Here is a 20,537-nt window from a genome sequence, read left to right as displayed (position 1 = left end):
AGCCCGGGACCGGATCCGCAAGCAATCCAGACACAGCCCTCAAATATAGTCCAGCCAGACTGTAAATGACCCAAATAGTCCACTCGGACTATAAATAGACTCCGAAGGATTGCATAAACAGTCTGATTGGACTATATTTGAGGCATGAGAGGCACGCGATCTGAGCAGACCCGCCACAGGATACTGGCAGCCGCCAGGGAGTTCGTGCTCCTGGAAGGTGCCCACAAGCTCACACTGGACGCCGTGGTCCAGCAGGCAGGGGTGAGCAAGGGCAGCTTGCTGTACCACTTCCCCACAAAAGAATCCCTGATACAAGCCATGCTGGAGGAGATGCTTGAGGAGCTGGATAGAGAGGTGACCTCCAGGGCGGGCCAGCAGCCTACACGCAGAGAGCTGCTGCTGGCTTACATGGACGCGCTGTTCGAGGCCTCTACCCCGCAGCGCCGGGAGCACACTACCCCGATGTTGGCCGCGGCGGCCAACGCCCCCCAGCTACTGGGGCTGGTGACCGAATGGCTACGACGATGGGAGGAGCGGTTGACGTCGGCGGGCGCGCTCCCGCCGGCAGCCAGGCTGGCCCTGCGAGCCGCCCACGGTTGCTGGCTGGCCGCGACCCTCGGCCTGCAGGATGCAGGGCGCGCAGAGGACCTGCCGGAGGTAGCCAGGGCCCTTCTGGCCCTAGCGATGGAGGGCTGAGTTTCACATGAAACCACACGACATAAAGGGCATCGCCCACCCGGTAATTATTAGTAATAACCTGTTGTCGGGGTTATATTGTGCATGTATCGGGGTTATGACGTGCACAAGTCGAGGTGATCGGGTGTGTAACTGTGGGCAGGGCGACTTTCGTCCAGATGCCGTCAGGGCTTGCGAGGCAGGTGGTGCTCAGCGCACCCTAACTATTAATAAGTTAACCCCGCACCAGCAGCCCGGGCAGGCAGGCGCCCGATGGTAACATCTAAGTTGAAGTAGAGTAAGCTGCAGGAGCGCACGAAGGGGGTCCAATGCCAAAAAGACAAGACAACAACGGCCTGCCCGAGATAGATTGGTCCAGGTTCGAGGGGATAACCGCGCCCACCTATACCCAGACGCCCGACGCGGTGTTCGATTGGATCATGCCCTACCTGACGGGGGCGGAGCTCAAGGTGTTGCTGTACATAATCAGGCGCACCTTCGGCTTCAAGAAGGAGGCCGATGCCATCAGCATCGAGCAGCTCTGCAACGGCATAGTCACGCGCGACGGCAGGCGGCTGGACCTGGGCACAGGGCTCAAGAGGGCCACCGTGCTGGAGGCATTGCGCTCCCTGCGAGAGAAGAACCTGATAATAGCCCAGCAGCAGCGCGACCCCCTCACAGGCTCCAAGCCCACCGTGTACAGCCTGAACCTGCGGCAGGACTACTCCCACTCCGGGGTGTACTCCAGCATACCCCGGAGTATGGAAGAACATACTCCCCAGGATGCTCCACCGTACCCCGGAGTTCAAAAGGGTGCACCCCAGGGTCTGCCAGAGCAGGATAGGGGAGTATGCCAGGAGGAGCCAAACGGGTATGCTCAGGCATACCCACAACAAACAGCACAAGAAACAGTTAAACAAAAGACAGCAGAGGAATTAAAGCTCATATCCGAGCTCATTAAATACGGGGTGTCCCCGTCCACCGCTCAGGAGCTCGTGGAGGAGTTCGATGCCGAGCACATCTCCCAACAGATAGAGATGCTGCCCCACAGGCGCCCCAAGGATCCCGCGGCCGTGCTGGTGAAGGCCATCAGACAGTCTTGGGGCCCGCCCTCCGGCTACCGGCGATCTGCCCCCGCGGACGCCTCCAGTGGGGAGGCGGGCATCACGGGAGAGGCTCCTGCCGGCGAAGCTGACCAGTACGCGGCCCTCTGGGCCAGGGTGACGGACCTGCTGGCGCAGCACCTCGGCAGGCCTACCTGCAACATGCTGTTCTCGAGGGCACGGATCCTCTCGGCGGAGGGGGATAGGATCTGCGTCCTGTTGGCCGAGCCGTGGCACCGAACGCAGATCAAGCCCGAGCATGTGATGGCCGTGGAGACGGTGCTCGCGATGCTGCTGGGCAGGAGGGTGAAGGTGGAGTTCACGGCCTAGGCTCCCATGTGGGCGGCGCTTCCCAGCCAACGCGCGGGCGCTCGGCCGTGAGTTGCTATATTGCTAGCTTGCAAGCTAGCGCATCCAGGTGCAAGACACGCCGACAGGGAGGCTTTGGGGTGTGCCTCCCTGTCGTGCTCGTGGTGCTCTCTGCTGGTTGGTCTGCCCTAGTCGCCCACCGCCCAGACGCCGTTCTGCAGCGTGTGGTCCCTGTCCTGCACCTTCTCGCGGTACATGTGCAGGTCGGCCCTGCGGACGAGCTCCTCTGCTGACACCTCCGCGGGCGAGCCCAGCGCGTAGCCTATGCTTGCGCTGAGCGCTACGTCCCGGTCGTGCAGCCTGATGGGAGCGCTGAGCCTGCGCACCAGCCTCTGGGCGATCTCCGCCAGCTGCTCCTCGCTCGTGATGTCGCTGAGCAGGATGGCGAACTCATCGCCACCGTACCTGGAGACCATGTCCTCCGGGCGCACCGACAGCCTCAGCCTCTCCGCGGCCACCCTCAGTACCTGGTCGCCGGTCTCGTGCCCGTACATGTCGTTGACCTGCTTGAAGCCGTTGAGGTCCAGGAAGAGGATACCGACCGGGTGGCCGTGCCTGCGCCCGTGGGAGAGCGCCCTGTTGAGGCTGTCCATGAACATGGCCCTGTTGGGCAGGTCCGTCAGGGGATCGTGCAGCGCCTGGTGCTCCAGGATGTGCTCCGACTCCCTGAGGGCCTGCACTTCCCGCCGGAGCTTGAGGTTATCCCTCCACATGAAAGCGCATCCCGCAAGCGACAGCGCCGCCATGAGCGTGCGGGCGTTCTCCGAGGGCGTCTTGCCCAGAACCAGCTCTCTGAGATGTCTCAATTCCTTGCTCATTTCCATAGCCTAAATGATACTCCTTGCGATCCTGTTTTGTAAGAGTTGACCATTCGTGGATCTCCTATAGGCTTTCTCAACCTTCCACACACATCATAAACACTGCCCGTTGCGAGAATGTTATCAGCAAATTGTTGGAGGATAGAGCTTTGCGCGTGCTCGTTACAGGTTGTGCCGGTTTCGTGGGTTCCCACCTCGCCCGCAGGCTGCTCGCCGAGGGACACCACGTGGTGGGGGTGGACAACTTCACCAACTACTACCCTCGCCATATCAAGGCATCCAACATAGCTGATATGTTGGCCGATCCCCGATTCGAGTTCCACGAGCTCGACCTGGTCACAGCGAACCTCCTGCCTCTGCTTGCAGATGTTGAGATAGTCTACCATCAGGCGGCCCAGGCCGGGGTGCGCGCCAGCTGGGGCGCGCAGTTTGAATCTTACCTCAGGAACAACGTGTTGGCTACCCAGCGGCTGCTGGAGCTGCTGAAGGCTCTGCCCATCAGGAAGTTCGTCTACGCCTCATCGTCGTCCGTGTACGGCGACGCCGAGTCCTACCCCACGCACGAGGATATGGTCCCCAGGCCGGTGTCTCCCTACGGAGTCACGAAGCTCGCGGCGGAACAGCTGACCTACCTCTATTGGAAGAACTACGGCGTGCCCACCATAGCCCTGAGGTACTTCACCGTCTATGGCCCTGGCCAGCGCCCCGACATGGCCTTCCATAAATTCATCGCCTCGGCGCTGCACGGCAGGCCAATCCAGGTGTACGGCGACGGCCACCAGACGAGGGATTTCACCTTCATCTCCGACGTGGTCGAGGCCAACATCGCCGCTGGCCTGTGCGAGGCTGCGGGGATAGCGGTCAACGTCGGTGGCGGCAGCAGGGTGACCGTCAGGCAGGTGCTGGCGATCCTGCAGGAGATCCTCGGCAGGGAGCTGCTGGTCGAGTACACAGCTCCCCAACACGGTGATGTGCGCCACACCGCCGCGGACATCGCCCTGGCCAACAGGGTGCTGGGCTACGAGCCCAGGGTGTCCCTGAGGGAGGGCCTCGAGGCGGAGGTCCGCTGGCTGGAGGCGCAGCTAGCCCTGGTGAGGGTGGCCTAGCATGAAGCCAGACGTAGAGCACATGAGCGATGGCAGGCCTGCCTATGAGCTGCCCAAGCCCAGTTGGATCAAGGCCAGGATACCCAGTGGCCCCAACTACCAGGAGCTCAAGGGGTTGATGAGGGGTTTGGGGCTGCACACGGTGTGCGAGGAGGCGCACTGTCCCAACATAGGGGACTGCTGGGAGAGGCGCACAGCCACCTTCATGATCCTGGGCAGGGTGTGCACACGCTCCTGTGGGTTCTGTGCGGTGGAGACTGGCAGGCCTCCAGAGTACGACCTGCTGGAGCCTGGCAGGGTGGCGATGGCCGTCTCCAGATTGGGGCTCAGGCATGTGGTGGTGACCTCCGTGGCCAGGGATGAGCTACCTGATGGGGGAGCTGAGATCTTTGCTCGCACCATCAGGGCCATCCACAGGAGGGTACCTGGTTGCTCGGTGGAGGTGCTGATCCCGGACTTTCGGGGGCAGGAGGATGCGATCAGGAAGGTGGTGGAGGCAGGGCCAGAGATCATCAACCACAACGTGGAGACTGTGCCGAGGTTGCACAGGCGTGTGAGGCCACAGGCCAAGTACGAGCGGAGTCTGAGGGTGTTGGAGCTGGCAGGGGAGCTTGGGGGAGAGGTGTTGACCAAGAGTGGGTTGATGGTGGGTTTGGGGGAGAGCAGGCAGGAGCTGAGGGATGTGATGAGGGATCTCAGGAGTGTGGGAGTGGAGATATTGACGGTGGGGCAGTATCTGAGACCTTCCAGGGAGCATCTGCCTGTGGAGAAGTACTACACTCCCCAGGAGTTTGAGGAGCTCAAGCAGGAGGCTTTGGAGCTGGGGTTCAAGCATGTGGAGTCAGGTCCCCTGGTGCGCTCCTCCTACCACGCCGATCAGCAGGTATCCTCCCTCCTGCAAAAAGCCGTCTGATCTTCACAATGGGCCAGCGGGTGTGCGAGCGGTAGGCCGCGGGGCGGCACGGCGCCGAGCCACCTTTCTCAACACCAACTCAACGCGAGCGCAATCTTTCCCGAATTGGTGGAGATTACCTTCTAAGCATGGAATCATCCCAGAACATCCCAAGAACGAGGTGCACGAGGTGAAGATAAGTGATGCGGTGGTGTCAGCCCACATAGATGATGAGGTGGTGTTGCTGCACCTGCAGACCGGCACGTACTTTGGCCTGGACGCTGTGGGCAGCAGGATATGGTCCCTCCTGGAGGAGGGTAAGCGCCCCGAGGAGATCGTGGACGCTATCTGCGCCGAGTACTCGGTGGACCGCCCCACAGTGGAGAGAGACCTGCGGGACTTCCTGCGCGCGCTGGCCAACAAGGAGCTGCTGGAGGGCTACGCTGATGAAGCTTAGGCTTGCAGACCTGCAGCTGATAGCCAAAGCTTGGAGCGACCTGATCCTCATCGACCGGCGGCTCAGCCACGAAGGGCTGGACCCTATACTGATCAAGATCGAGAGCGAGGCTGCTCCTCCTCAAGACGTGTCACGGGAGCACCTGCGGCTGGCTCGCAGGTACGCTAGAAGGATCGCCCTCGCCGCTCACATCTGCCCGGTGGGCGCAAGGTGCCTGCACCGGTCGCTGGTGCTGCATATGTGGCTGCGGAGGCAGGGCCTGCCCAGCCGCCTGCGCTTTGGGGTGTGGAAGGCGGAGGAAGATCTCCGCGCCCATGCGTGGGTGGAGCTGGCGGGCGTGCCCGTCAACGACGACAGGAGGTCCTTGCAGGGCATAAGCCCGATGACGAGCCCCAGGCGGGTCGACCGGGAGGCGGCGTATGATCTCTGATACCGGCGTCGTCACCCTGTATCGCCCGTACGTGGTGCACGGCCTGCGGGTGCGCAGCCAGCTGGAGCTGCCCATTCCCGAGGCGGTGGGCGGCCTCGAGGAGCCCGATCTCACCGTGCGCCTGCAGCCCGCGCCCGCGCCGGAGCACGGTGAGCGCATGGTAGCCTGGGCCCCCTGCGAGATCCACGGCGTAGACACTACCGTGCACAGGGGCGACTCGGGCACCTGGATCTGGCAGCGCTCGGTGGCCACCTGCCACGTGCACCCCGACCTGCGGGTGGTCGACATCTACCCCGAGGAGGGAGCGGATCTCGAGGCCATGGCCCTGCTGGCTATGGGCCCTGTGTGCACATACATCCTGCTGCGCATGGGCGTCCCAGTGCTGCACGCCACGGCCGTAGTGATCGGGGGGCGCGCCCTGGCCTTCGCAGGCTCCCAGGGGCAGGGGAAGTCCACTATGGCCTCCTTCCTGCTTGCGAGGGGCGCTCAGCTCCTTACCGACGACAGTCTGCCGCTGCGGCAGGTGGATGGGCGGGTGTTGGGGGAGCCCAGCATGCCCTTGATGAAGCTCTGGCCGGAGACCGCCCGCTATGCCCTGGGACTCTTCGCGGAGCTTCCCCACCTGCTGTGTGGCTACGAGAAGCGGAGGCTGCTGCTGACTGATCGCTGGGAGTTGGTGGATCGCGCCGTGCCGATCGACGTCGTCTACCTGCTGCGCAGGTGCGACGTGAGCACTTGTCATAATGTGCAGATATCCGTCCTGCCACCTCAAGAGGCCTTCACGGAGATCCTGAGGCACGTAGCCAACAGGGCTTACCTGCTGCCGGCGGAGGAGGCCAGGCTGGTGCCCACCCTGGCGGCCCTGAGCTCCCACGGGCGGGTGAGGTGGCTGACCTACCCCAGCGGCTTCGAGCATGCCGACCTGGTCTACCGTTCGATAGTGAACGATGCGGAGGTGGAGGGGTGAGCGGCATCGCCGTGGCATTAGATCTTCGTGGCGGACTCAGGGCATCGGCTGCGGTGGGCGTGATGCTGGGCGCTATGCGCTACCGGGCGCTGGACGGCGTAGCCTCGGCCTCCCGCGGGGAAGTGGCGATGGGCATAGCCAGGCTGATAGTCACCCCCCAGGAAGCGGTGGAGTCTCAGCCGCTTGCCAGCCCCCGCACAGGCTGCATGCTGGTCGCGGACGCCAGGCTGGACGCCCGGCGCGAGCTGATGGCCCTGTTGGGCGTGCCGCCCTCGCAGGACCCGTCCGACGCCGAGCTGGTACTGCTGGCCTACGAGGAGTGGGGGTTGGAGGCCTTCCCCAAGCTGCTGGGGGACTTCGCGGTGGTCATCTGGGACCCGCGCGAGCGCAGGCTGCTGTGCGCCCGCGACACCAGCGGGCAGAGGCAGCTGTTCTACGCCCTGCACGACGGCGTGTTCTACGCCGCCTCCGAGATCCACCCCATCATCCGGGCCTCCGATATACCCGTGGAGCCCAACGAGGACCGCATCAGGAACTTCCTCTCCCCCATGGAGATGTTCACCAACGAGAAGCAGTACGCCGACACCTTCTATAAGGGCGTTCACTCGGTGGAGGCTGGGGGCGTGGTGGTGGTGATGTCCTCGGGGGTGCGCGGGGAGCGCTACTGGGAGCTTGGGGGTGTGAGGGAGATCCGGTACAGGCGGGAGGAGGAGTATGCGGAGCACTTGTGGGAGGTGTTCTCGCGGTGTGTGGGGGACAGGCTGAGGTGCGTAGGGCCCGTGGGGGTGCTGCTCAGCGGTGGCCTGGACTCCTCCTCCATCGCCTGCACCGCGCAGGCCCTCGCCACGAGGGGCGAGCTCCCCGCGTTCCCCGGCATCCGGGGCTTCACTTCCCTCTTTGAGGGCATGTCCTGCGACGAGAGGGAGTTCGTCGAGGTGATCAGGGATACTTGTGGCGTGCCCGTGGATTTCGTGCGCAGCGACAGCTACGCCGGCAGGCTGGATCTGGCCCCCACAGGCTTCAGGGAGTCACCCAACATGAGCATATCCGAGCCGAGGAACCAGCTGTTCGGGCGGATCACCCGTGCGGGGGTGCGCCTGCTGCTCAGTGGGCAGGTGGGAGATAGCATAGTGTACGGGAGCCATCTGGTGTTCGACTCGCTGCTGCGCAAGGGGCAGTGGCGTGAGATGCTCTTCCGGATGCGGACCTACCGTCGCCTCTCGCAGGATTCCTGGCGGAACATCCTGGTGCTGCACACGCTCCTGCCGCTCCTGCCGCTGAGGCTGCACAGGAGGTTGCTGGCCGTGCACGTGCGTCGGCAGTACCTCCGCAGGTGGGACAGGTTCCTGCCGACATGGATCCACCCCGTGATCAGGGATGACCTGGTGTCGAGGTCACTCGACAGGTCCCTGCAGCTGACGGCGACCCGCCTCTTCTCCTCCCCCGCGCGGGAAGAGGAGCGGCGGCTGCTGTACCCACCGGAGGTGCTGCGCTTCCCGTCGCCCTGGCCGGTGGAGCAGTCCCTGCCCTACGCGGACAGGCGGCTGCACGAGTACCTGCTGGGGGTGCCCCCGGAGGTGAAGTACCGACCGCATCCCGAGACGGACGAGTTCTACGCGGGCTCCAAGCGGCTGCTGCGGCAGGCGATGCGGGGCATCCTGCCGGAGCCCATCCGCACCCGCACCTCCAAGACGGTGTTTGCCGACGTGCTGCCGGCGGAGCTCGCCTCGAGCTGGCGCTCGTACGAGGCCGCGTTCGGTCCCGGCGGCACCCCCAGGATCGCCGAGCGCGGGTACGTGGATCCACGGCTCTTCTGGGAGAGGCTCGTGGCGCTGCGGGACGGCCGCAGTGGAACCGATGCGGTCTACCTCATGCAGCTCGTGGGGCTAGAGACGTGGCTGCGATCGCTGGAGCAGCCACGAGAGAGGCTTACCGTCGTGCAGGAGGTGGCGGTCACATGAACCTCACGCCGATCTTTGGCCCAGCTATCCGCACCGGACAGGGGCAAGGATCGTTTCTTCCCTGGTGTCGAGCGTGCCGCGGCACCGGACCAAGCATATCTGGCACGGAAGGGAGGTGAGCAGGATGAAGGAGTACAGGAGCCCCGAGCTCAAGGAGTACGGCAGGGTAGAAGATAGAACCGCTGGCGCAACCGGCAACAAGCCCGATTACGTCGTCTCCAACAATCAGTTGGTCATAGACAACAACAACCCTACGTGCACCAACAACGTGCCGTACGGCGCGTGCGTGCGCTTCTAAGCGTAACTACTGGCGTCCGGTGCGGGTGACTCGGCAAGGTCAACCGGCCTTGCCGAGGTCTCATCTTTGGGTGCTGGCATCGCCGGGGGGAGGCTGAGCACTGGGGCGGGTGCTCGCGCGCATGGCCTGGCACCTCTACGGCATCCAAAGGAGCTCTGTCCATCCCTGCCGTCCGACACCTTACCTCAACTGCTGCTCCACCTATCCTGCAGGTACGCCCACTATGCTTGCTCTCAAGAGCCTATAGCAGGAGAATTCTTATTGATTAGATACCACGCCCGTGATGACCAACCCGGAAGCTTCCCCCAGGGGTCGGACCTGTACGCCATGTACGGTCTCCTGGTACGCAGCGACGTGCCCTTGCCCATAGCTCCCGTTCGAGGGGAGCCCCGACCGGAGCCGGAGCTGGAGATGGTCCTTGCGAGCGACGGCGGAGGGCTAGCTCCCCTCGAGGGCCCAGTGCTCGCCGAGATGCGCTGCTATGGCCGTTGTCACGAGGGCCGCGTGGCCACGCGCCTGCACCAGGGCGAGGATGGCCTCTGGCTCTGGCATGACACGGTCGGGACGTTCCACCTGCTCCCCGAGCGGAGACGAGTAGAGGTCTACCCCGAGAGGGATGTCCCCGCCGATATCCTGGGGCACGTCCTGCTTGGCCAGGTCGGGGTGTTCGCCGTCCAGAGGCTGGGGCGTCCGGTGCTCCACGCGGGCGCGGTCATCACCGATCGGGGCGCGGCGGTGTTCCTGGGGGACAAGGGGCAGGGGAAGACGACCATGCTCAGCGCCTTCATGGTCAGGGGGCACGCTGTGCTCACCGACGACGCCCTGCCCTTGGGGGTCTCGTCCTCCGGGGTCCTGGGTTTCCCGGGCGTACCGGTAGTCAGGCTCTGGCGGCACACTGCCGTCAGGGTGCTCGGCGGGGAGGAGGGCCTGCACGCGCTGATACCTGGCTACGATAAGCACCTGCTCAGCCTGGAAGGTACAGGAGCATTCAGCGAGCTCCCCACGAGCGTAAGGGCCATCTATCTGCTCGACAGGTACGATCCAGGGCGATGGCGCAGCGACGATGTGGTGATCACGCCCCTGCAGGGCAGGGCGGCTCTGGTTGCACTCACCCAGCACACGGCGCTGCGAGCGCTCCTGCAGCCCGAGGATGCGGCCCAGTTGTTGCCTGTCTACAGCGAGGTCGTCCGCCGGGTGCCAGTGAGGCTGCTCAGCTATCCCAGCGGGTTCGAGCATCAGGACAAAGTGTACGCAGCGCTCCTACGGGATCTGGAGGGTGAGGCATGAGCGGCGTGGTAGCGATCTTCCGACGCGATGGTGGGGCTCCAGACCATTTGGAGGCGTGCGCGATGCTTGCCGCTGCGCCCTATAGAGGACCAGATGGCGTGCAGATCAGGTTCCTTGGAGAGGTAGTGCTGGGACACGCGAGAATGGTAGTGACTCCCGAAGATCAGCTGGATCTGCAGCCCCTGGTGAGTCCTCGCACTGGGTGTGCGATCTCGGCCGACCTGCGGTTGGATAACAGGCGGGAGCTGCTTGACATGCTATCCGTGCTCACGCCGACCGCGATCAGCGATGCCGAGCTGGTCCTGCTAGCCTATGAGGAGTGGGGGTTGGAGGCCTTCCCCAGGCTGCTGGGCGACTTCGCGGTAGTCATCTGGGACCCGCGCGAGCGCAGGCTGCTGTGCGCCCGCGACACCAGTGGGCGCAGGGAACTGTACTACAGGGTGGATGGCAGCGTATTCTATGCCGCCTCTGAGATCCAGCAGCTGCTGCAGGCCCCGCGAGTGCCCGTGCTGCCCAACGAGGAGAAGATCCGCACCTTCCTGTTGCCATCCAGCGTGCTCTCCAGCGAGAAGCAGGAGGCTGCAACTTATTATCAGGATGTGTGGTCCGTAGAGGCGGGATGTGTGTTAGTGGTGACGCCCTCCGAGGTACGCAGGGAGCGCTACTGGGAGCTTGGGGGTGTGAGGGAGATCCGGTACAGGCGGGAGGAGGAGTATGCGGAGCACTTGTGGGAGGTGTTCTCGCGGTGTGTGGGGGACAGGTTGAGGTCTGTGGGGCCTGTGGGGGTGCTGCTCAGTGGTGGCCTGGACTCCTCCTCCATCGCCTGCACCGCACAGACGCTGTACACGGCGGGCAGAGTGCAGGGCGGGGGTATAGCGACCTTCAGCACGGTCTATGACGATCTGGAGTGCGACGAGAGGCCTCTTATCGAGGCTATACAGAAGATGTATGGCATAGATGCCCACTATGTCCCGCCCGGTGGTTATGCCGGCAGGCTGCAGCCCCAGCCGATGGGCTTTCAGGTGGCGCCGAACATGGGCATGAGCGAGGGTTGGGACCTTATCATGGGGACCGTCACCTCGGCAGGGGTGCGGCTGCTCCTGACCGGAGATATAGCCGATGCTTGCATTGCGGGCTCTCCTTTGGTGTTCGACTCCCTCATCCGCCATGGGAAGGTAGGAGACCTGCTGCTGTACCTGCGGACCTATAGAAGGACACATAGTGATCCTTGGCGCCGTATCCTGCTACTATACTGCCTGGCGCCTCTGCTCCCGATGTCCCTCCAGCGACGGATCATATTGGGGCACCTGCGTCGCTCCGCTCCCAAGTCGCCGGAGAGGCTGCTGCCTGACTGGATGCCGCAGGCGCTAAGGGTTGAGCTAGGTACCAGGCAGATCGAGGCAATGTTCGAATCTGAACGCCGCAGGCATTTCTCCTCGCCCGCTAGGCAGGAGGAATATGACCTGCTGTACCCGCCACCGCTAGAGGTACATCCTGTACCTTGGAGCGTGCAGGTAGCACAGCCCTATGCGGACAGGCGGCTGCACGAGTATCTGTTGAGGGTGCCGCCGGAGGTGAAGTATCGGCCGCATCCCGAGACGGACGAGTTCTACGCGGGCTCCAAGCGGCTGCTGCGGGGGGCGATGCGGGGCATCCTGCCGGAGACCATCCGCACCCGCACCTCCAAGACTCACTTTGCCTCAGCCTTTGAGCGAGAGCTGGAGCTCAACTGGCATCACTACAAGGCAGTGTTCGGTCCCGGTGGCACCCCCAGGATCGCCGAGCGCGGGTACGTGGTACAGGAGAGGTTCTGGCAGAGGCTCCAAGCGATGAGGGCGGGCGAGCGAGGCCCCGACTTCCTCTACGTGATGTACATCATAGGGCTGGAAACATGGCTGCGAGCCCTTGAGCTCCCAAGACCGCAGTTGGTGACGGTCCCTCCACCTTGGCAGGACCGAGCCATGCTGGGGGCTGGGCCGAGGTGAGCCTGTGGAGGACGGTGTGATGTGTACGAGGCCAGAGTTAGACGAGCTCGATGAGGCCCGCAGGCTGTACGGGGAGCACAGGTACGTCGAAGCTGAGGAAGCCTGTCGCCGCGCCCTGCTGCACCGAGGTTCCAGGCCGCAGGCACTGCACCTGCTGGGGCGCATCATGCACAGGACGGGTAAACTGGAGCTTGCGGAGGGCTTCCTCCGAGAGGCGTTGAGCTGCGATCCGGGTAGCCCTTCCATACACTGCAGCCTGGGGAAGGTGCTGTACGACTTGGGTAGGCTCCCAGATTCCCTGGCATCGTTTGAGCAGGCGATAGCGCTAGACCCAGAGTGTGGCGAGGCCCACTGCGCACTGGGAGGCGCCTTGCAGGAGGTGGGAAGATTCGCTGAGGCCGAGCAACACTGTCGCAGATCCTTGGCGCTCGAATTCGAACGCCCCAGGTCGTACTTCTTCCTGGCGAACGCCCTATGCTCACTGGGCAGGCTACTGGAGGCCAGAGAGTGTTTCCGAGCCGCCCTGGCGCTCGATCCGAGCTACTCCGACGCTCACTGGACGCTGGCGACCGTGTACCGTGTCAAGGGCAGAACCGCGGAGGCGCTGAGAGTGCTGGAGTGCGGCAGCGCCCTCGCCCCCGACAACCCCGAGATCCCCTTTATCCTCGAGGCACTAAAGGGGAGCTACGCCCCGTCGCGGGCGCCGGACGGCTTCATCGTCCATCACTTCGACAGGTTCGCCTCCAGCTTTGATGCCCAGCTGCGCGAGGTGCTGAGGTACCGCGCGCCCGAGCTGGTGGTCGGTGTGGCGACGCGCTGGCTCGGCGCGAGGGCATGGCAGCTGGATGTGCTGGATGCTGGCTGTGGCACGGGGCTCTGTGGACCTCTACTGCGCCCTGTTGCCCGCAGGCTGGTGGGAGTTGATCTGTCCAGGGGTATGCTGGAGAGGGCCAGGGAGCGTGGGGTCTACGACGAGCTGATATGCGCCGAGCTCACGCAGTGCCTCGCCGGCACGTACGAGCTCTACGACCTGATAGTAATGGCAGACGTGCTGGTCTACTTCGGTGATCTCCTGCCCGTACTCAGCAGCGCATCCAGGGCTATCAGGGCTGGAGGTGTGGTGGCTGCGTCCTTCGAGCGCGCCGACTCCGGCAACTACGTCCTCCACGCGGCAGGCAGGTATGCGCACAGCGAGGGCTACCTGCGGGAGGCCTCCACCCGGGCTGGATTGGTGCTGCTCGAGCTGGAGGCGTGCACGCTTCGGCTGGAGAGGGGCGAGCCCGTACGAGGGTACATCGCTGTCCTGCGAAAGCCCTCTTTGGAGGCTTGAGGCAGGAGTTCTCAGATCGCATGCGGCTGCTATCAACTCTCAACTTAACCTCAATATTAAGGATACGCCACGGGCATATCCTGCTGATAACCTGTATCAGGTACATCCTCACAATGTCTTGCGCCAGTTGATGCACGATATTGGGGGTGAATGTGGATCTGGGCGGGCGAGGCTCCGCTGCTGCGCACCCGGCAGGCAGCTCGCCCTTCTGACTGGCATCCTTCCTTGAGCGGGAGGGATGCCATAGAAACGTCGCTCAAAAGGAGACAAAGTAGATGACCAAGACGTATACAGCACCCACACTAGTGGAGTACGGCGGCCTAACGAGGTTGACGCTGGGCCAGCACGGTAACCTTCCTGACTACAACGTCAAAGGACAGGTTGTTGCCAACAATAACTGCTCCCTGCCAGAGGAAGGCCCAGGGAGCAGCGGCAACTCTAATCCTTTCGTCTGCCTGACCGGCTCGGTGTAAGTTGGTCCCGGGGATCTGGTGCGCGTTGGCGGGGATATGACTCCCCGTCAATGATCCCTTAACTGGACAGTAAGCATGGGAGTTTGAGTCTGGATGAGATACCTGCTTCGATATCTGTCGGAGAACCGCAAACTGTGGAGGGTGTGGCTGCCACTACTCGTGCTCTCGGCGTGCACACCGCTGCTTGCCATCTCCATCCCAGTCGTGGAGAAGCGGCTGATCGACGGCGTGCTCCTGGCGCGCAGGATGGATCTCCTGCCGGGCACGCTGGCCCTCTACGGTCTGCTGTGGCTGCTCACATCGGTCATCGGGCTGATCGCCGGCCCCATGCAGGTGTACCTGAACGAGCGCCTGAGCATGGATCTGCGCCAGAGGCTGTTCGCGCAGTGCGAGAGGCTCTCCCTGGCGTTCGCCCGGAGGGAGCACACCGGTCGCACGCTGGCGCTCTTCGTCAACGATGCCCCCAGTCTCGCCTCCCTGTTCAGCAGCACCCTGCTGGGTGGGGTCTCCAGCCTGATAGCGATAGTCGTGGGCATATTTGTGATGTTCCGCCTGAACTGGCAGCTCTCTTTGGCAGCCGGGATCATCCCGCCGATAGTGGCGATCCTGGCCGCGATCGTTACCCGCCCGCTGCGGCCCGCGGCCAGGCGGGCGCAGGAGAAGGCTGCGGAGCTCACCGAACGGCTGCAGGAGAACCTAGCGGGGCTGCGCGAGGTGGTGGCGTTCGGGCGCGGGAGGCTGCAACATACGCTGTTGAGCACCACCCTCATGGAGCTGCTGCGGCTGCGCATGCGCGTGGCCTATATAGACACGGCCATAGGGGCTGGGCAGAGCGTCTTCTCCCTCACGGTGTCGCTCGTCATCGTGGGCTACGGCGGCTACCTGGTGCTGCGTGGCGAGACGACCATCGGCACGCTCGTGGCGATCCGCACGCTCTTCACCTACGTCTTCCAGCCAGCGGGACAGCTCGTGGGCCTCGCGAGCAGCATCCAGAAGGGGTTGGGGTCGGCTGACCGCATCTATGCCTTCCTGGACCGCGAGCCACAGGTGAAGGATCTGGCGGGCAGCCGGGCGAGCTGTGAGATGGTGGGCGAGGTGGCCTTCGAAGGCGTGAGCTTCGGGTACAGCTCCGACAGTCGAGTCCTGCACGACGTGTCGTTCGTGGCTCGGGCCGGGGAGACCGTCGCCCTGGTCGGGCCCAGCGGGGCCGGCAAGAGCACGCTGGTGAGCCTCATCGCGCGCTTCTACGACCCTCAGGAGGGGCGCGTGCTGATCGACGGTCGAGACATCCGAGAACTCCCGCTGGACGAGCTGCGCTCCAGGATAGCTATAGTCTTCCAGGATACGTTCCTGTTCGCCACCACGGTGCGCGAGAACATAGCCTTCGGGAGGGAGGGAGCTACGGAGGAGGAGATCATCGCCGCGGCGAAGGCCGCCAATGCCTGGGAGTTCATCCAGCAGCTACCTGACGGGCTGGATACCCTCGTGGGGGAGCGCGGCGTGCGATTCTCGGAGGGCCAGAAGCAGCGGCTGGCGATCGCCCGCGCCCTGCTGCGCAAGCCGCTCATCCTGATCCTCGACGAGCCCACCTCGGCGCTGGATGCCCGCTCGGAGCATCTGCTGCAGGAGGCTCTGGAGAACCTGATGCGCGGGTGCACCGCGTTCGTGATAGCTCACCGCCTGGCGACCGTCCAGCGGGCGGACAGGATCCTCGTGATGGAGGGAGGGCGCATCGTCGAGCAAGGCACCCATCACGAGCTGCTCGAGCAGGGAGGCCTCTACCAAGAGCTGTTCGACCTGCAGTTCGCCCCGCGAGTGGACGGGCAACGTCTGCCCGCCGCGCTAACTTGAGCCGGGGCCACGGATGACGACCCGGGACGCAGCCACGATCAAGGCACTGCTCTCGCATGCCCACGAAGCGCAGCGGTCGGGGGATGTCCTGGCATCCGAGCGGGCCTGCTGGCGCGTGCTGCAGATCGCCCCGGACAACTCCGAGGCCCTGCACCTGCTTGGGCTGTTGCACGGCGAGTGCGGCAATTACGGGCTGGCCGCTACCCTCCTGAGGAGGGCCGTCGCCCTGGACCCGGGCGAGGCCAGCTATCATTACAACCTGGGCAACGTGCTCGTCGCCTCGGGACAGGTAGAGCGGGGGATAACCAGCTTACACCACGCGCTCGAGCTGCGTCCCGACTACCACAGGGCACACAGTGGGCTGTACGTAGCCCTCCATTACAGCGCGCTCTATGATCCTCGGGCCCGCCACATCCTGGCTCTCGACTGGGCCCGCAGGTACGCCGATCCCCTTACTCCCGTCCCTGCCACGCCTGTCGACCCTGACCCCCACAGAAGGCTGCGCATAGGGTACGTGTCGGGTGAGCTGCGCTGCCATCCGGTTGGCTACTTCCTCGAGCCGGTGATCGAGGCGCACGATCGTACGGCTTACGAGGTGTATTGCTACAGCAACGATCCCCGGTCGGATGCTCTCACGGACAGGCTGCGCGCGTTGTCGGATAGGTGGCGAGACGTGTGGCCCCTGACGGACGCAGAGCTCTGCGAGCTGGTTCGGCGTGATGGCATCGACATCCTGGTCGACCTCAGCTGGCACCTGGGGATGCATCGCCTGTTCGCCTTCGCGCGGCGGCCTGCGCCGGTACAGGTGACCTGGCTGGCGGCCATCAACACGACGGGGATGAGGGCCATGGACTACCTAGTAGGCGATCAGCACCTGTGCCCTCCAGGTAGCGACGAGCTCTACACGGAAAGGTTAGTCAGGCTCTCGCGCTTCTACCTGCCCTGCAACCCACCGCCCGATCTCCCGGGATGGGCACCCGCCGATCCGTTGGGGAGGGGATTCCCCGTATTTGGCTGCTTCAACAGGCTGTCCAAGATCGGCCCGGAGGTGCTTGACCTCTGGGCGAAGATCTTGCTCGCTCTGCCCCGCGCTCGCCTGCGCCTGATAGCCACAGGCTTACAAGATCCCGTGACCAGCTCGCGCCTCATGAGGGCTCTGGAAGGTCGTGGTGTGGCTGGCGAGCGCCTGGAGCTGCTTAGTCCGATGCCAAGGACCGACCTACTGGCTACCTACAACGACATAGACGTTGCCCTGGACACCCTGCCGTACAGCGGCTGCACGACGAGCCTCGAGGCTCTCTGGATGGGGGTACCGGTCGTCACCCTGGAGGGAGCGGACATGGCGGGCCGCGCCACCTCCTCCCTGCTGAGGTGGGCTGGGCTGCAAGAGCTTGTGTCCAGGACTCAGGAGGAGTATATAGATATAGCGCTGGGGCTCGGGAGGGACCTGGGCACCCTGGCGCGCCTGAGGGAGCATCTACGAAGGTGGCTGAGGTCTGTGAGCATGAGCGACCAGGGGTCGTTCACTGCGGAGCTGGAGGATGCGTACCGGCGCATGTGGCGAGACGCATGCCAGACCGCGGCTGGGAGGCAAGGAGCCTGATGAGCTGGTGGCCGCGGGCTGCAAAGGTCGCGCTCGCCTGCGTGCTGCTGCTCCTGACTGTCGTGGGCATCACCGGCCCGGGCAAATTCCTCCCCCAGTACGCGGAGGGGAGGCTCCTGCTCTCGCTCTCCCCCACGCACGGCCTGACCGAGCTGGACGTCCTGGCGTTCGAGCTAGCGATGGGGGCGACTTACCTACTCTATAGCGCTCTCTTTCCCCTTAGGTTGAAGGATACCTCCCAGGCAGATCGCCAGCCCCACCACCGCTACCCACCCAAGGTAGAGGTCGAAGGCGATCACGCCCGCCTTGGAGGGGAACGTCAGCCTCGAGGCGATCAGGAGGAGCGCTACCAGCGCCCCCACAGCCCCCAGTAGGCGGGATGCTCCCCGCTCGCCCAGCATCAGGAGGGCCAGCGCGCCCGTGAACAGGCCGTACAGCGGCCAGCTGGTGGCCCACAGCAGGTAGGCCTCCCACAGGAGCGTGCGGGCGACCTCCACCTGTATGCCCCGCTCGGAGCGGGCCACGACGGCCGCCGTTACCCAGGCAGCTTCGCCCACCAGATGGATGCAGGTCGCTACCAGCGCGCTCGCCATGCCCACCCACAGGAGGGCCGTCCTCGGAGGGGGCTCCTGCCTGTACGCGTGCCAGAGCCCGGCAAGGAAAGGTGGGAAGAGCAGGTAACTTAGGAGGGAGAGGTAGCTCCCAAGGGTGCTCAGCTTGCTGAGGCTGGCGTAGAAGAAAGCGATCTGCACTGCCGTCGCCTGTAGCGAGGGCTCCTGTCTGGGTCCAGCGCGCTCCAGGATGCTCCCGACAAACAACAACAGGGCATAGGCGGTACCACAGCCAGCTGCCCATCGCGCCCATCTTGGGGGCATACCTCACCCCTGCTAGGTATTAGGAGGTGCTTCGCCTCTCCGCAAGGGCATTATAGCCCAAAGCGCGGCAGCGGGACCACGAGAGGCTACCTAACGCGATGCGCAGTTGCATAGAGGATAATCTCAACGAAACATCAACCTGGGCTAAACCCATTCGGCCGACTCGCGCATTATCATGAATGCAACAACTTGAATAAGCTCTTGGAGAAGGCACATGGAGTACAGGGACGAGGATAAAGCCACAGGATTAAGTCGCAGGCGCTTCCTGCGTGGGGCTGCAGCCGCCACCGGCGCTACGATGGCTGGTGCCTATATCAAGCCGGCGATAACGGGGATACGCATGCCCTCAGCGCTGGCGGTATCGCCTCTGCCGAGCCCGTCGCCCAGTGGGTCGGCCCCGCCGTCACCCAGCCCCAGCGGCTCGCCATCACCGTCACCGAGTCCCTCGGTGTCGCCCAGCCCGTCACCCTCGCCGAGTGCTAGCCCCAGCCCCTCGCCGAGTCCGTCGACCTCGCCATCGCCCAGTCCATCACCCAGCCCGTCGGTGAGTCCTTCTCCAAGCCCATCACCGTCGCCGAGCTCGTCGCCTAGTCCATCGCCGTCGCCGAGCGGCTCGCCGAGCCCCTCGCCTTCGGTGACGCCATCGCCCAGCCCATCTGTAAGTCCATCGCCTTCGCCATCGGGCAGTCCAAGTCCGATGCCGTCACCGAGCCCGTCGGGCAGCCCATTCCCGTCCCCCAGTCCTTCCGTGGGACCATCGCCCAGCCCGTCGGGCTCACCCAGTCCGTCACCGAGCGTGAGTCCTCTGCCGAGTCCCTCACCGAGGCCATCGGCGAGCCCCTCGCCTAGTCCTTCAGGGTCTCCGCTGCCCTCGCCGCTACCCAGCGTCAGCCCGTCGCCCTCACCAGGAGGTGGTGCGCCGCCGGGCGGTGGGATCGGAGTGCCCTCACCCAAGCCATCGCCCAGCCCGTCACCGATCATCCCGAGGCTGCCCAGTGCCGGTGCCGGCGGGGCGCTGGTCTTCCCGGCGCTCGTCTATTACATACTTGCGACCGGCAAGGGGATAGACATGCTGCTGCAGCGCAGATCCCAGCGAGATCAGCATCAGACGGAGGGTGCACCTGAGCAGGATTCTCAACAAAACCTCAACGAGGATTAAACTCCCCTGCCGGGCGATTGCTCTACCATAGTGTAATGCCTGGATGATCACTTATCTAAGGAGGAAGACATGGAGGATAAACCTGGCATCAACGACGTCAACTTGACTCGTAGGCGGTTCCTGAGGGGCACCGCCGTGGCCACGGGCATAGTGACGGCCGGCGTCTACGTCAAGCCAAGCGTTAAGGGGGTGAGGCTGCCCTCGGTGCTGGCGGTATCGCCTCTGCCGAGCCCGTCGCCCAGTGGGTCGGCCCCGCCGTCACCCAGCCCCAGCGGCTCGCCATCACCGTCACCGAGTCCCTCGGTGTCGCCCAGCCCGTCACCCTCGCCGAGTGCTAGCCCCAGCCCCTCGCCTTCAGTGACGCCCTCACCCAGCCCGTCGGTGAGTCCTTCTCCAAGCCCATCACCGTCACCTAGTCCATCACCTTCGCCGAGTCCTAGCGCCAGCCCCAGCCCCTCGCCTGGGAACGCCTGTAGCCTCTCGCTCTCGGCCGAGGCTTCCTGCTCGCAGGGGACCATCACCGGCAGCGTGTGCGTGACGAACGACAGCGATGATGATGGCTCCTGCAAGATCAAGGGTGTGACGGTGTACGTGGAGGAGAAGCCGAAGAAGGGTGGCTTTGGCTCCTGCGGCGAACCTAACAACTCGGTCGTCACCCTGAACGGCACGACCGGAGGAAACAACCCCTTGGTGCCGGGGACTATCATTCCTGGACCTCAAGGAGCCACTACCTGCTTCACGCTGTCGATAAGCAGCTCGAGCATCAAGGCCAAGAACAAGTACAAGGTGCACATAGTAGTCAGCTACGGCGAGCACCACAACTTCCCTGGTGGGAGGACAACCCAGACATGCGTCTCGGTCGAGTGCTAGCCGTGACCCCTGATGCCGTGCCGACGCG

The 20,537-nt window shown here is 64.2% G+C and carries 20 protein-coding genes; 17 read left to right on the top strand and 3 right to left on the bottom strand.

What is annotated here, in order from left to right; genetic code table 11:
- The first annotated feature begins 144 nt into the window (after positions 1-144).
- Both TTER_RS16240 and TTER_RS14245 read left to right on the top strand, forming a co-directional pair.
- Positions 145-696 (top strand): TetR/AcrR family transcriptional regulator, encoded by a 552-nt coding sequence (locus TTER_RS16240; RefSeq protein ID WP_012876751.1) that lies wholly within the window; start codon positions 145-147, stop codon positions 694-696.
- Positions 697-1,004: 308 nt separating this feature from the next.
- Complete coding sequence (locus TTER_RS14245; protein WP_012876749.1) at positions 1,005-2,108, top strand: replication protein; 1,104 nt, start codon at positions 1,005-1,007, stop codon at positions 2,106-2,108.
- Positions 2,109-2,275: 167 nt separating this feature from the next.
- On the opposite strand, the gene TTER_RS14240 is transcribed toward TTER_RS14245, so the two are convergent.
- The gene (locus TTER_RS14240; protein ID WP_012876748.1) at positions 2,276-2,971 is read right to left on the bottom strand and encodes a GGDEF domain-containing protein; all 696 of its coding nucleotides are present in this window, start codon (positions 2,969-2,971) and stop codon (positions 2,276-2,278) included.
- A 143-nt stretch (positions 2,972-3,114) separates the two neighbouring features.
- Between TTER_RS14240 and TTER_RS14235 the strand changes: the two genes are divergently transcribed.
- From TTER_RS14235 to TTER_RS14175, 13 genes are all read left to right on the top strand, one after another.
- On the top strand, positions 3,115-4,071 hold the full coding sequence (locus TTER_RS14235) for an NAD-dependent epimerase/dehydratase family protein (RefSeq protein ID WP_012876747.1): 957 nt from the start codon (positions 3,115-3,117) through the stop codon (positions 4,069-4,071).
- A gap of 1 nt (position 4,072) precedes the next feature.
- Positions 4,073-4,984: a lipoyl synthase gene (gene lipA / locus TTER_RS14230; protein ID WP_012874053.1), complete on the top strand. Its 912-nt coding sequence runs from the start codon at positions 4,073-4,075 to the stop codon at positions 4,982-4,984.
- 22 nt (positions 4,985-5,006) lie between these two features.
- On the top strand, positions 5,007-5,420 hold the full coding sequence (locus TTER_RS15510) for a PqqD family protein (protein WP_169302711.1): 414 nt from the start codon (positions 5,007-5,009) through the stop codon (positions 5,418-5,420).
- Entirely contained in the window at positions 5,410-5,850 is a 441-nt protein-coding gene (locus tag TTER_RS14220) for a lasso peptide biosynthesis B2 protein (RefSeq protein WP_012876745.1), read from the top strand. Before TTER_RS15510 ends, TTER_RS14220 begins: the two co-directional genes overlap by 11 nt.
- A complete protein-coding gene (locus tag TTER_RS14215) occupies positions 5,840-6,817 on the top strand; it encodes an HPr kinase (protein ID WP_012876744.1) in 978 nt (325 codons plus the stop codon). Before TTER_RS14220 ends, TTER_RS14215 begins: the two co-directional genes overlap by 11 nt.
- The gene (locus TTER_RS14205) at positions 6,736-8,778 is read left to right on the top strand and encodes an asparagine synthase-related protein (protein ID WP_241215264.1); all 2,043 of its coding nucleotides are present in this window, start codon (positions 6,736-6,738) and stop codon (positions 8,776-8,778) included. The genes TTER_RS14215 and TTER_RS14205 overlap by 82 nt, the downstream gene beginning before the upstream one ends.
- Before the next feature lie 124 nt (positions 8,779-8,902).
- The gene (locus TTER_RS15925; RefSeq protein ID WP_012876742.1) at positions 8,903-9,076 is read left to right on the top strand and encodes a hypothetical protein; all 174 of its coding nucleotides are present in this window, start codon (positions 8,903-8,905) and stop codon (positions 9,074-9,076) included.
- A gap of 66 nt (positions 9,077-9,142) precedes the next feature.
- A complete protein-coding gene (locus tag TTER_RS15170) occupies positions 9,143-10,363 on the top strand; it encodes a hypothetical protein (protein ID WP_206536550.1) in 1,221 nt (406 codons plus the stop codon).
- On the top strand, positions 10,360-12,348 hold the full coding sequence (locus TTER_RS14195; protein ID WP_012876740.1) for an asparagine synthase-related protein: 1,989 nt from the start codon (positions 10,360-10,362) through the stop codon (positions 12,346-12,348). The genes TTER_RS15170 and TTER_RS14195 overlap by 4 nt, the downstream gene beginning before the upstream one ends.
- Positions 12,349-12,367: 19 nt before the next feature.
- On the top strand, positions 12,368-13,678 hold the full coding sequence (locus TTER_RS14190; protein ID WP_012876739.1) for a tetratricopeptide repeat protein: 1,311 nt from the start codon (positions 12,368-12,370) through the stop codon (positions 13,676-13,678).
- 275 nt (positions 13,679-13,953) lie between these two features.
- Positions 13,954-14,151 carry a lasso RiPP family leader peptide-containing protein gene (locus tag TTER_RS14185; protein WP_012876738.1) on the top strand — a complete coding sequence of 66 codons (198 nt, stop codon included), beginning with the start codon at positions 13,954-13,956 and terminating at the stop codon, positions 14,149-14,151.
- A 93-nt stretch (positions 14,152-14,244) separates the two neighbouring features.
- On the top strand, positions 14,245-16,002 hold the full coding sequence (locus tag TTER_RS14180) for an ABC transporter ATP-binding protein (RefSeq protein ID WP_012876737.1): 1,758 nt from the start codon (positions 14,245-14,247) through the stop codon (positions 16,000-16,002).
- 13 nt (positions 16,003-16,015) lie between these two features.
- Positions 16,016-17,605 carry an O-linked N-acetylglucosamine transferase, SPINDLY family protein gene (locus TTER_RS14175; protein ID WP_012876736.1) on the top strand — a complete coding sequence of 530 codons (1,590 nt, stop codon included), beginning with the start codon at positions 16,016-16,018 and terminating at the stop codon, positions 17,603-17,605.
- A 194-nt stretch (positions 17,606-17,799) separates the two neighbouring features.
- Here TTER_RS14175 and TTER_RS14170 read toward each other — a convergent pair whose 3' ends face one another.
- Positions 17,800-18,480 (bottom strand): hypothetical protein, encoded by a 681-nt coding sequence (locus tag TTER_RS14170; RefSeq protein ID WP_012876735.1) that lies wholly within the window; start codon positions 18,478-18,480, stop codon positions 17,800-17,802.
- 309 nt (positions 18,481-18,789) lie between these two features.
- The gene (locus TTER_RS15970; protein ID WP_174259466.1) at positions 18,790-19,434 is read right to left on the bottom strand and encodes a hypothetical protein; all 645 of its coding nucleotides are present in this window, start codon (positions 19,432-19,434) and stop codon (positions 18,790-18,792) included.
- Here TTER_RS15970 and TTER_RS15915 point away from each other — a divergent pair.
- Positions 19,421-19,639: a hypothetical protein gene (locus tag TTER_RS15915; RefSeq protein WP_169302674.1), complete on the top strand. Its 219-nt coding sequence runs from the start codon at positions 19,421-19,423 to the stop codon at positions 19,637-19,639. The genes TTER_RS15970 and TTER_RS15915 overlap by 14 nt on opposite strands.
- 69 nt (positions 19,640-19,708) lie before the next feature.
- Complete coding sequence (locus tag TTER_RS15980) at positions 19,709-20,509, top strand: hypothetical protein (protein WP_179943789.1); 801 nt, start codon at positions 19,709-19,711, stop codon at positions 20,507-20,509.
- Positions 20,510-20,537: the final 28 nt, after the last annotated feature.

Origin of the sequence: Thermobaculum terrenum ATCC BAA-798 (assembly GCF_000025005.1) — a bacterium.
Classification (GTDB): Bacteria; Chloroflexota; Chloroflexia; order Thermobaculales; family Thermobaculaceae; genus Thermobaculum; species Thermobaculum terrenum.
Note: the sequence above shows the minus strand (reverse complement) of the source record. Positions and strands in the feature narration are given on the sequence as shown.

What these genes read in the sequence shown, in the direction of transcription:
- TTER_RS16240 (WP_012876751.1), top strand. Translation starts at nt 145, where the DNA reads ATGAGAGGCACGCGATCTGAGCAGACCCGCCACAGGATACTGGCAGCC.
- TTER_RS14245 (WP_012876749.1), top strand. Translation starts at nt 1,005, where the DNA reads ATGCCAAAAAGACAAGACAACAACGGCCTGCCCGAGATAGATTGGTCC.
- TTER_RS14240 (WP_012876748.1), bottom strand. Translation starts at nt 2,971, where the DNA reads ATGGAAATGAGCAAGGAATTGAGACATCTCAGAGAGCTGGTTCTGGGC.
- lipA (WP_012874053.1), top strand. Translation starts at nt 4,073, where the DNA reads ATGAAGCCAGACGTAGAGCACATGAGCGATGGCAGGCCTGCCTATGAG.
- TTER_RS14220 (WP_012876745.1), top strand. Translation starts at nt 5,410, where the DNA reads ATGAAGCTTAGGCTTGCAGACCTGCAGCTGATAGCCAAAGCTTGGAGC.
- TTER_RS14215 (WP_012876744.1), top strand. Translation starts at nt 5,840, where the DNA reads ATGATCTCTGATACCGGCGTCGTCACCCTGTATCGCCCGTACGTGGTG.
- TTER_RS15925 (WP_012876742.1), top strand. Translation starts at nt 8,903, where the DNA reads ATGAAGGAGTACAGGAGCCCCGAGCTCAAGGAGTACGGCAGGGTAGAA.
- TTER_RS14195 (WP_012876740.1), top strand. Translation starts at nt 10,360, where the DNA reads ATGAGCGGCGTGGTAGCGATCTTCCGACGCGATGGTGGGGCTCCAGAC.
- TTER_RS14190 (WP_012876739.1), top strand. Translation starts at nt 12,368, where the DNA reads ATGTGTACGAGGCCAGAGTTAGACGAGCTCGATGAGGCCCGCAGGCTG.
- TTER_RS14185 (WP_012876738.1), top strand. Translation starts at nt 13,954, where the DNA reads ATGACCAAGACGTATACAGCACCCACACTAGTGGAGTACGGCGGCCTA.
- TTER_RS14180 (WP_012876737.1), top strand. Translation starts at nt 14,245, where the DNA reads ATGAGATACCTGCTTCGATATCTGTCGGAGAACCGCAAACTGTGGAGG.
- TTER_RS14175 (WP_012876736.1), top strand. Translation starts at nt 16,016, where the DNA reads ATGACGACCCGGGACGCAGCCACGATCAAGGCACTGCTCTCGCATGCC.
- TTER_RS14170 (WP_012876735.1), bottom strand. Translation starts at nt 18,480, where the DNA reads ATGCCCCCAAGATGGGCGCGATGGGCAGCTGGCTGTGGTACCGCCTAT.
- TTER_RS15980 (WP_179943789.1), top strand. Translation starts at nt 19,709, where the DNA reads ATGGAGGATAAACCTGGCATCAACGACGTCAACTTGACTCGTAGGCGG.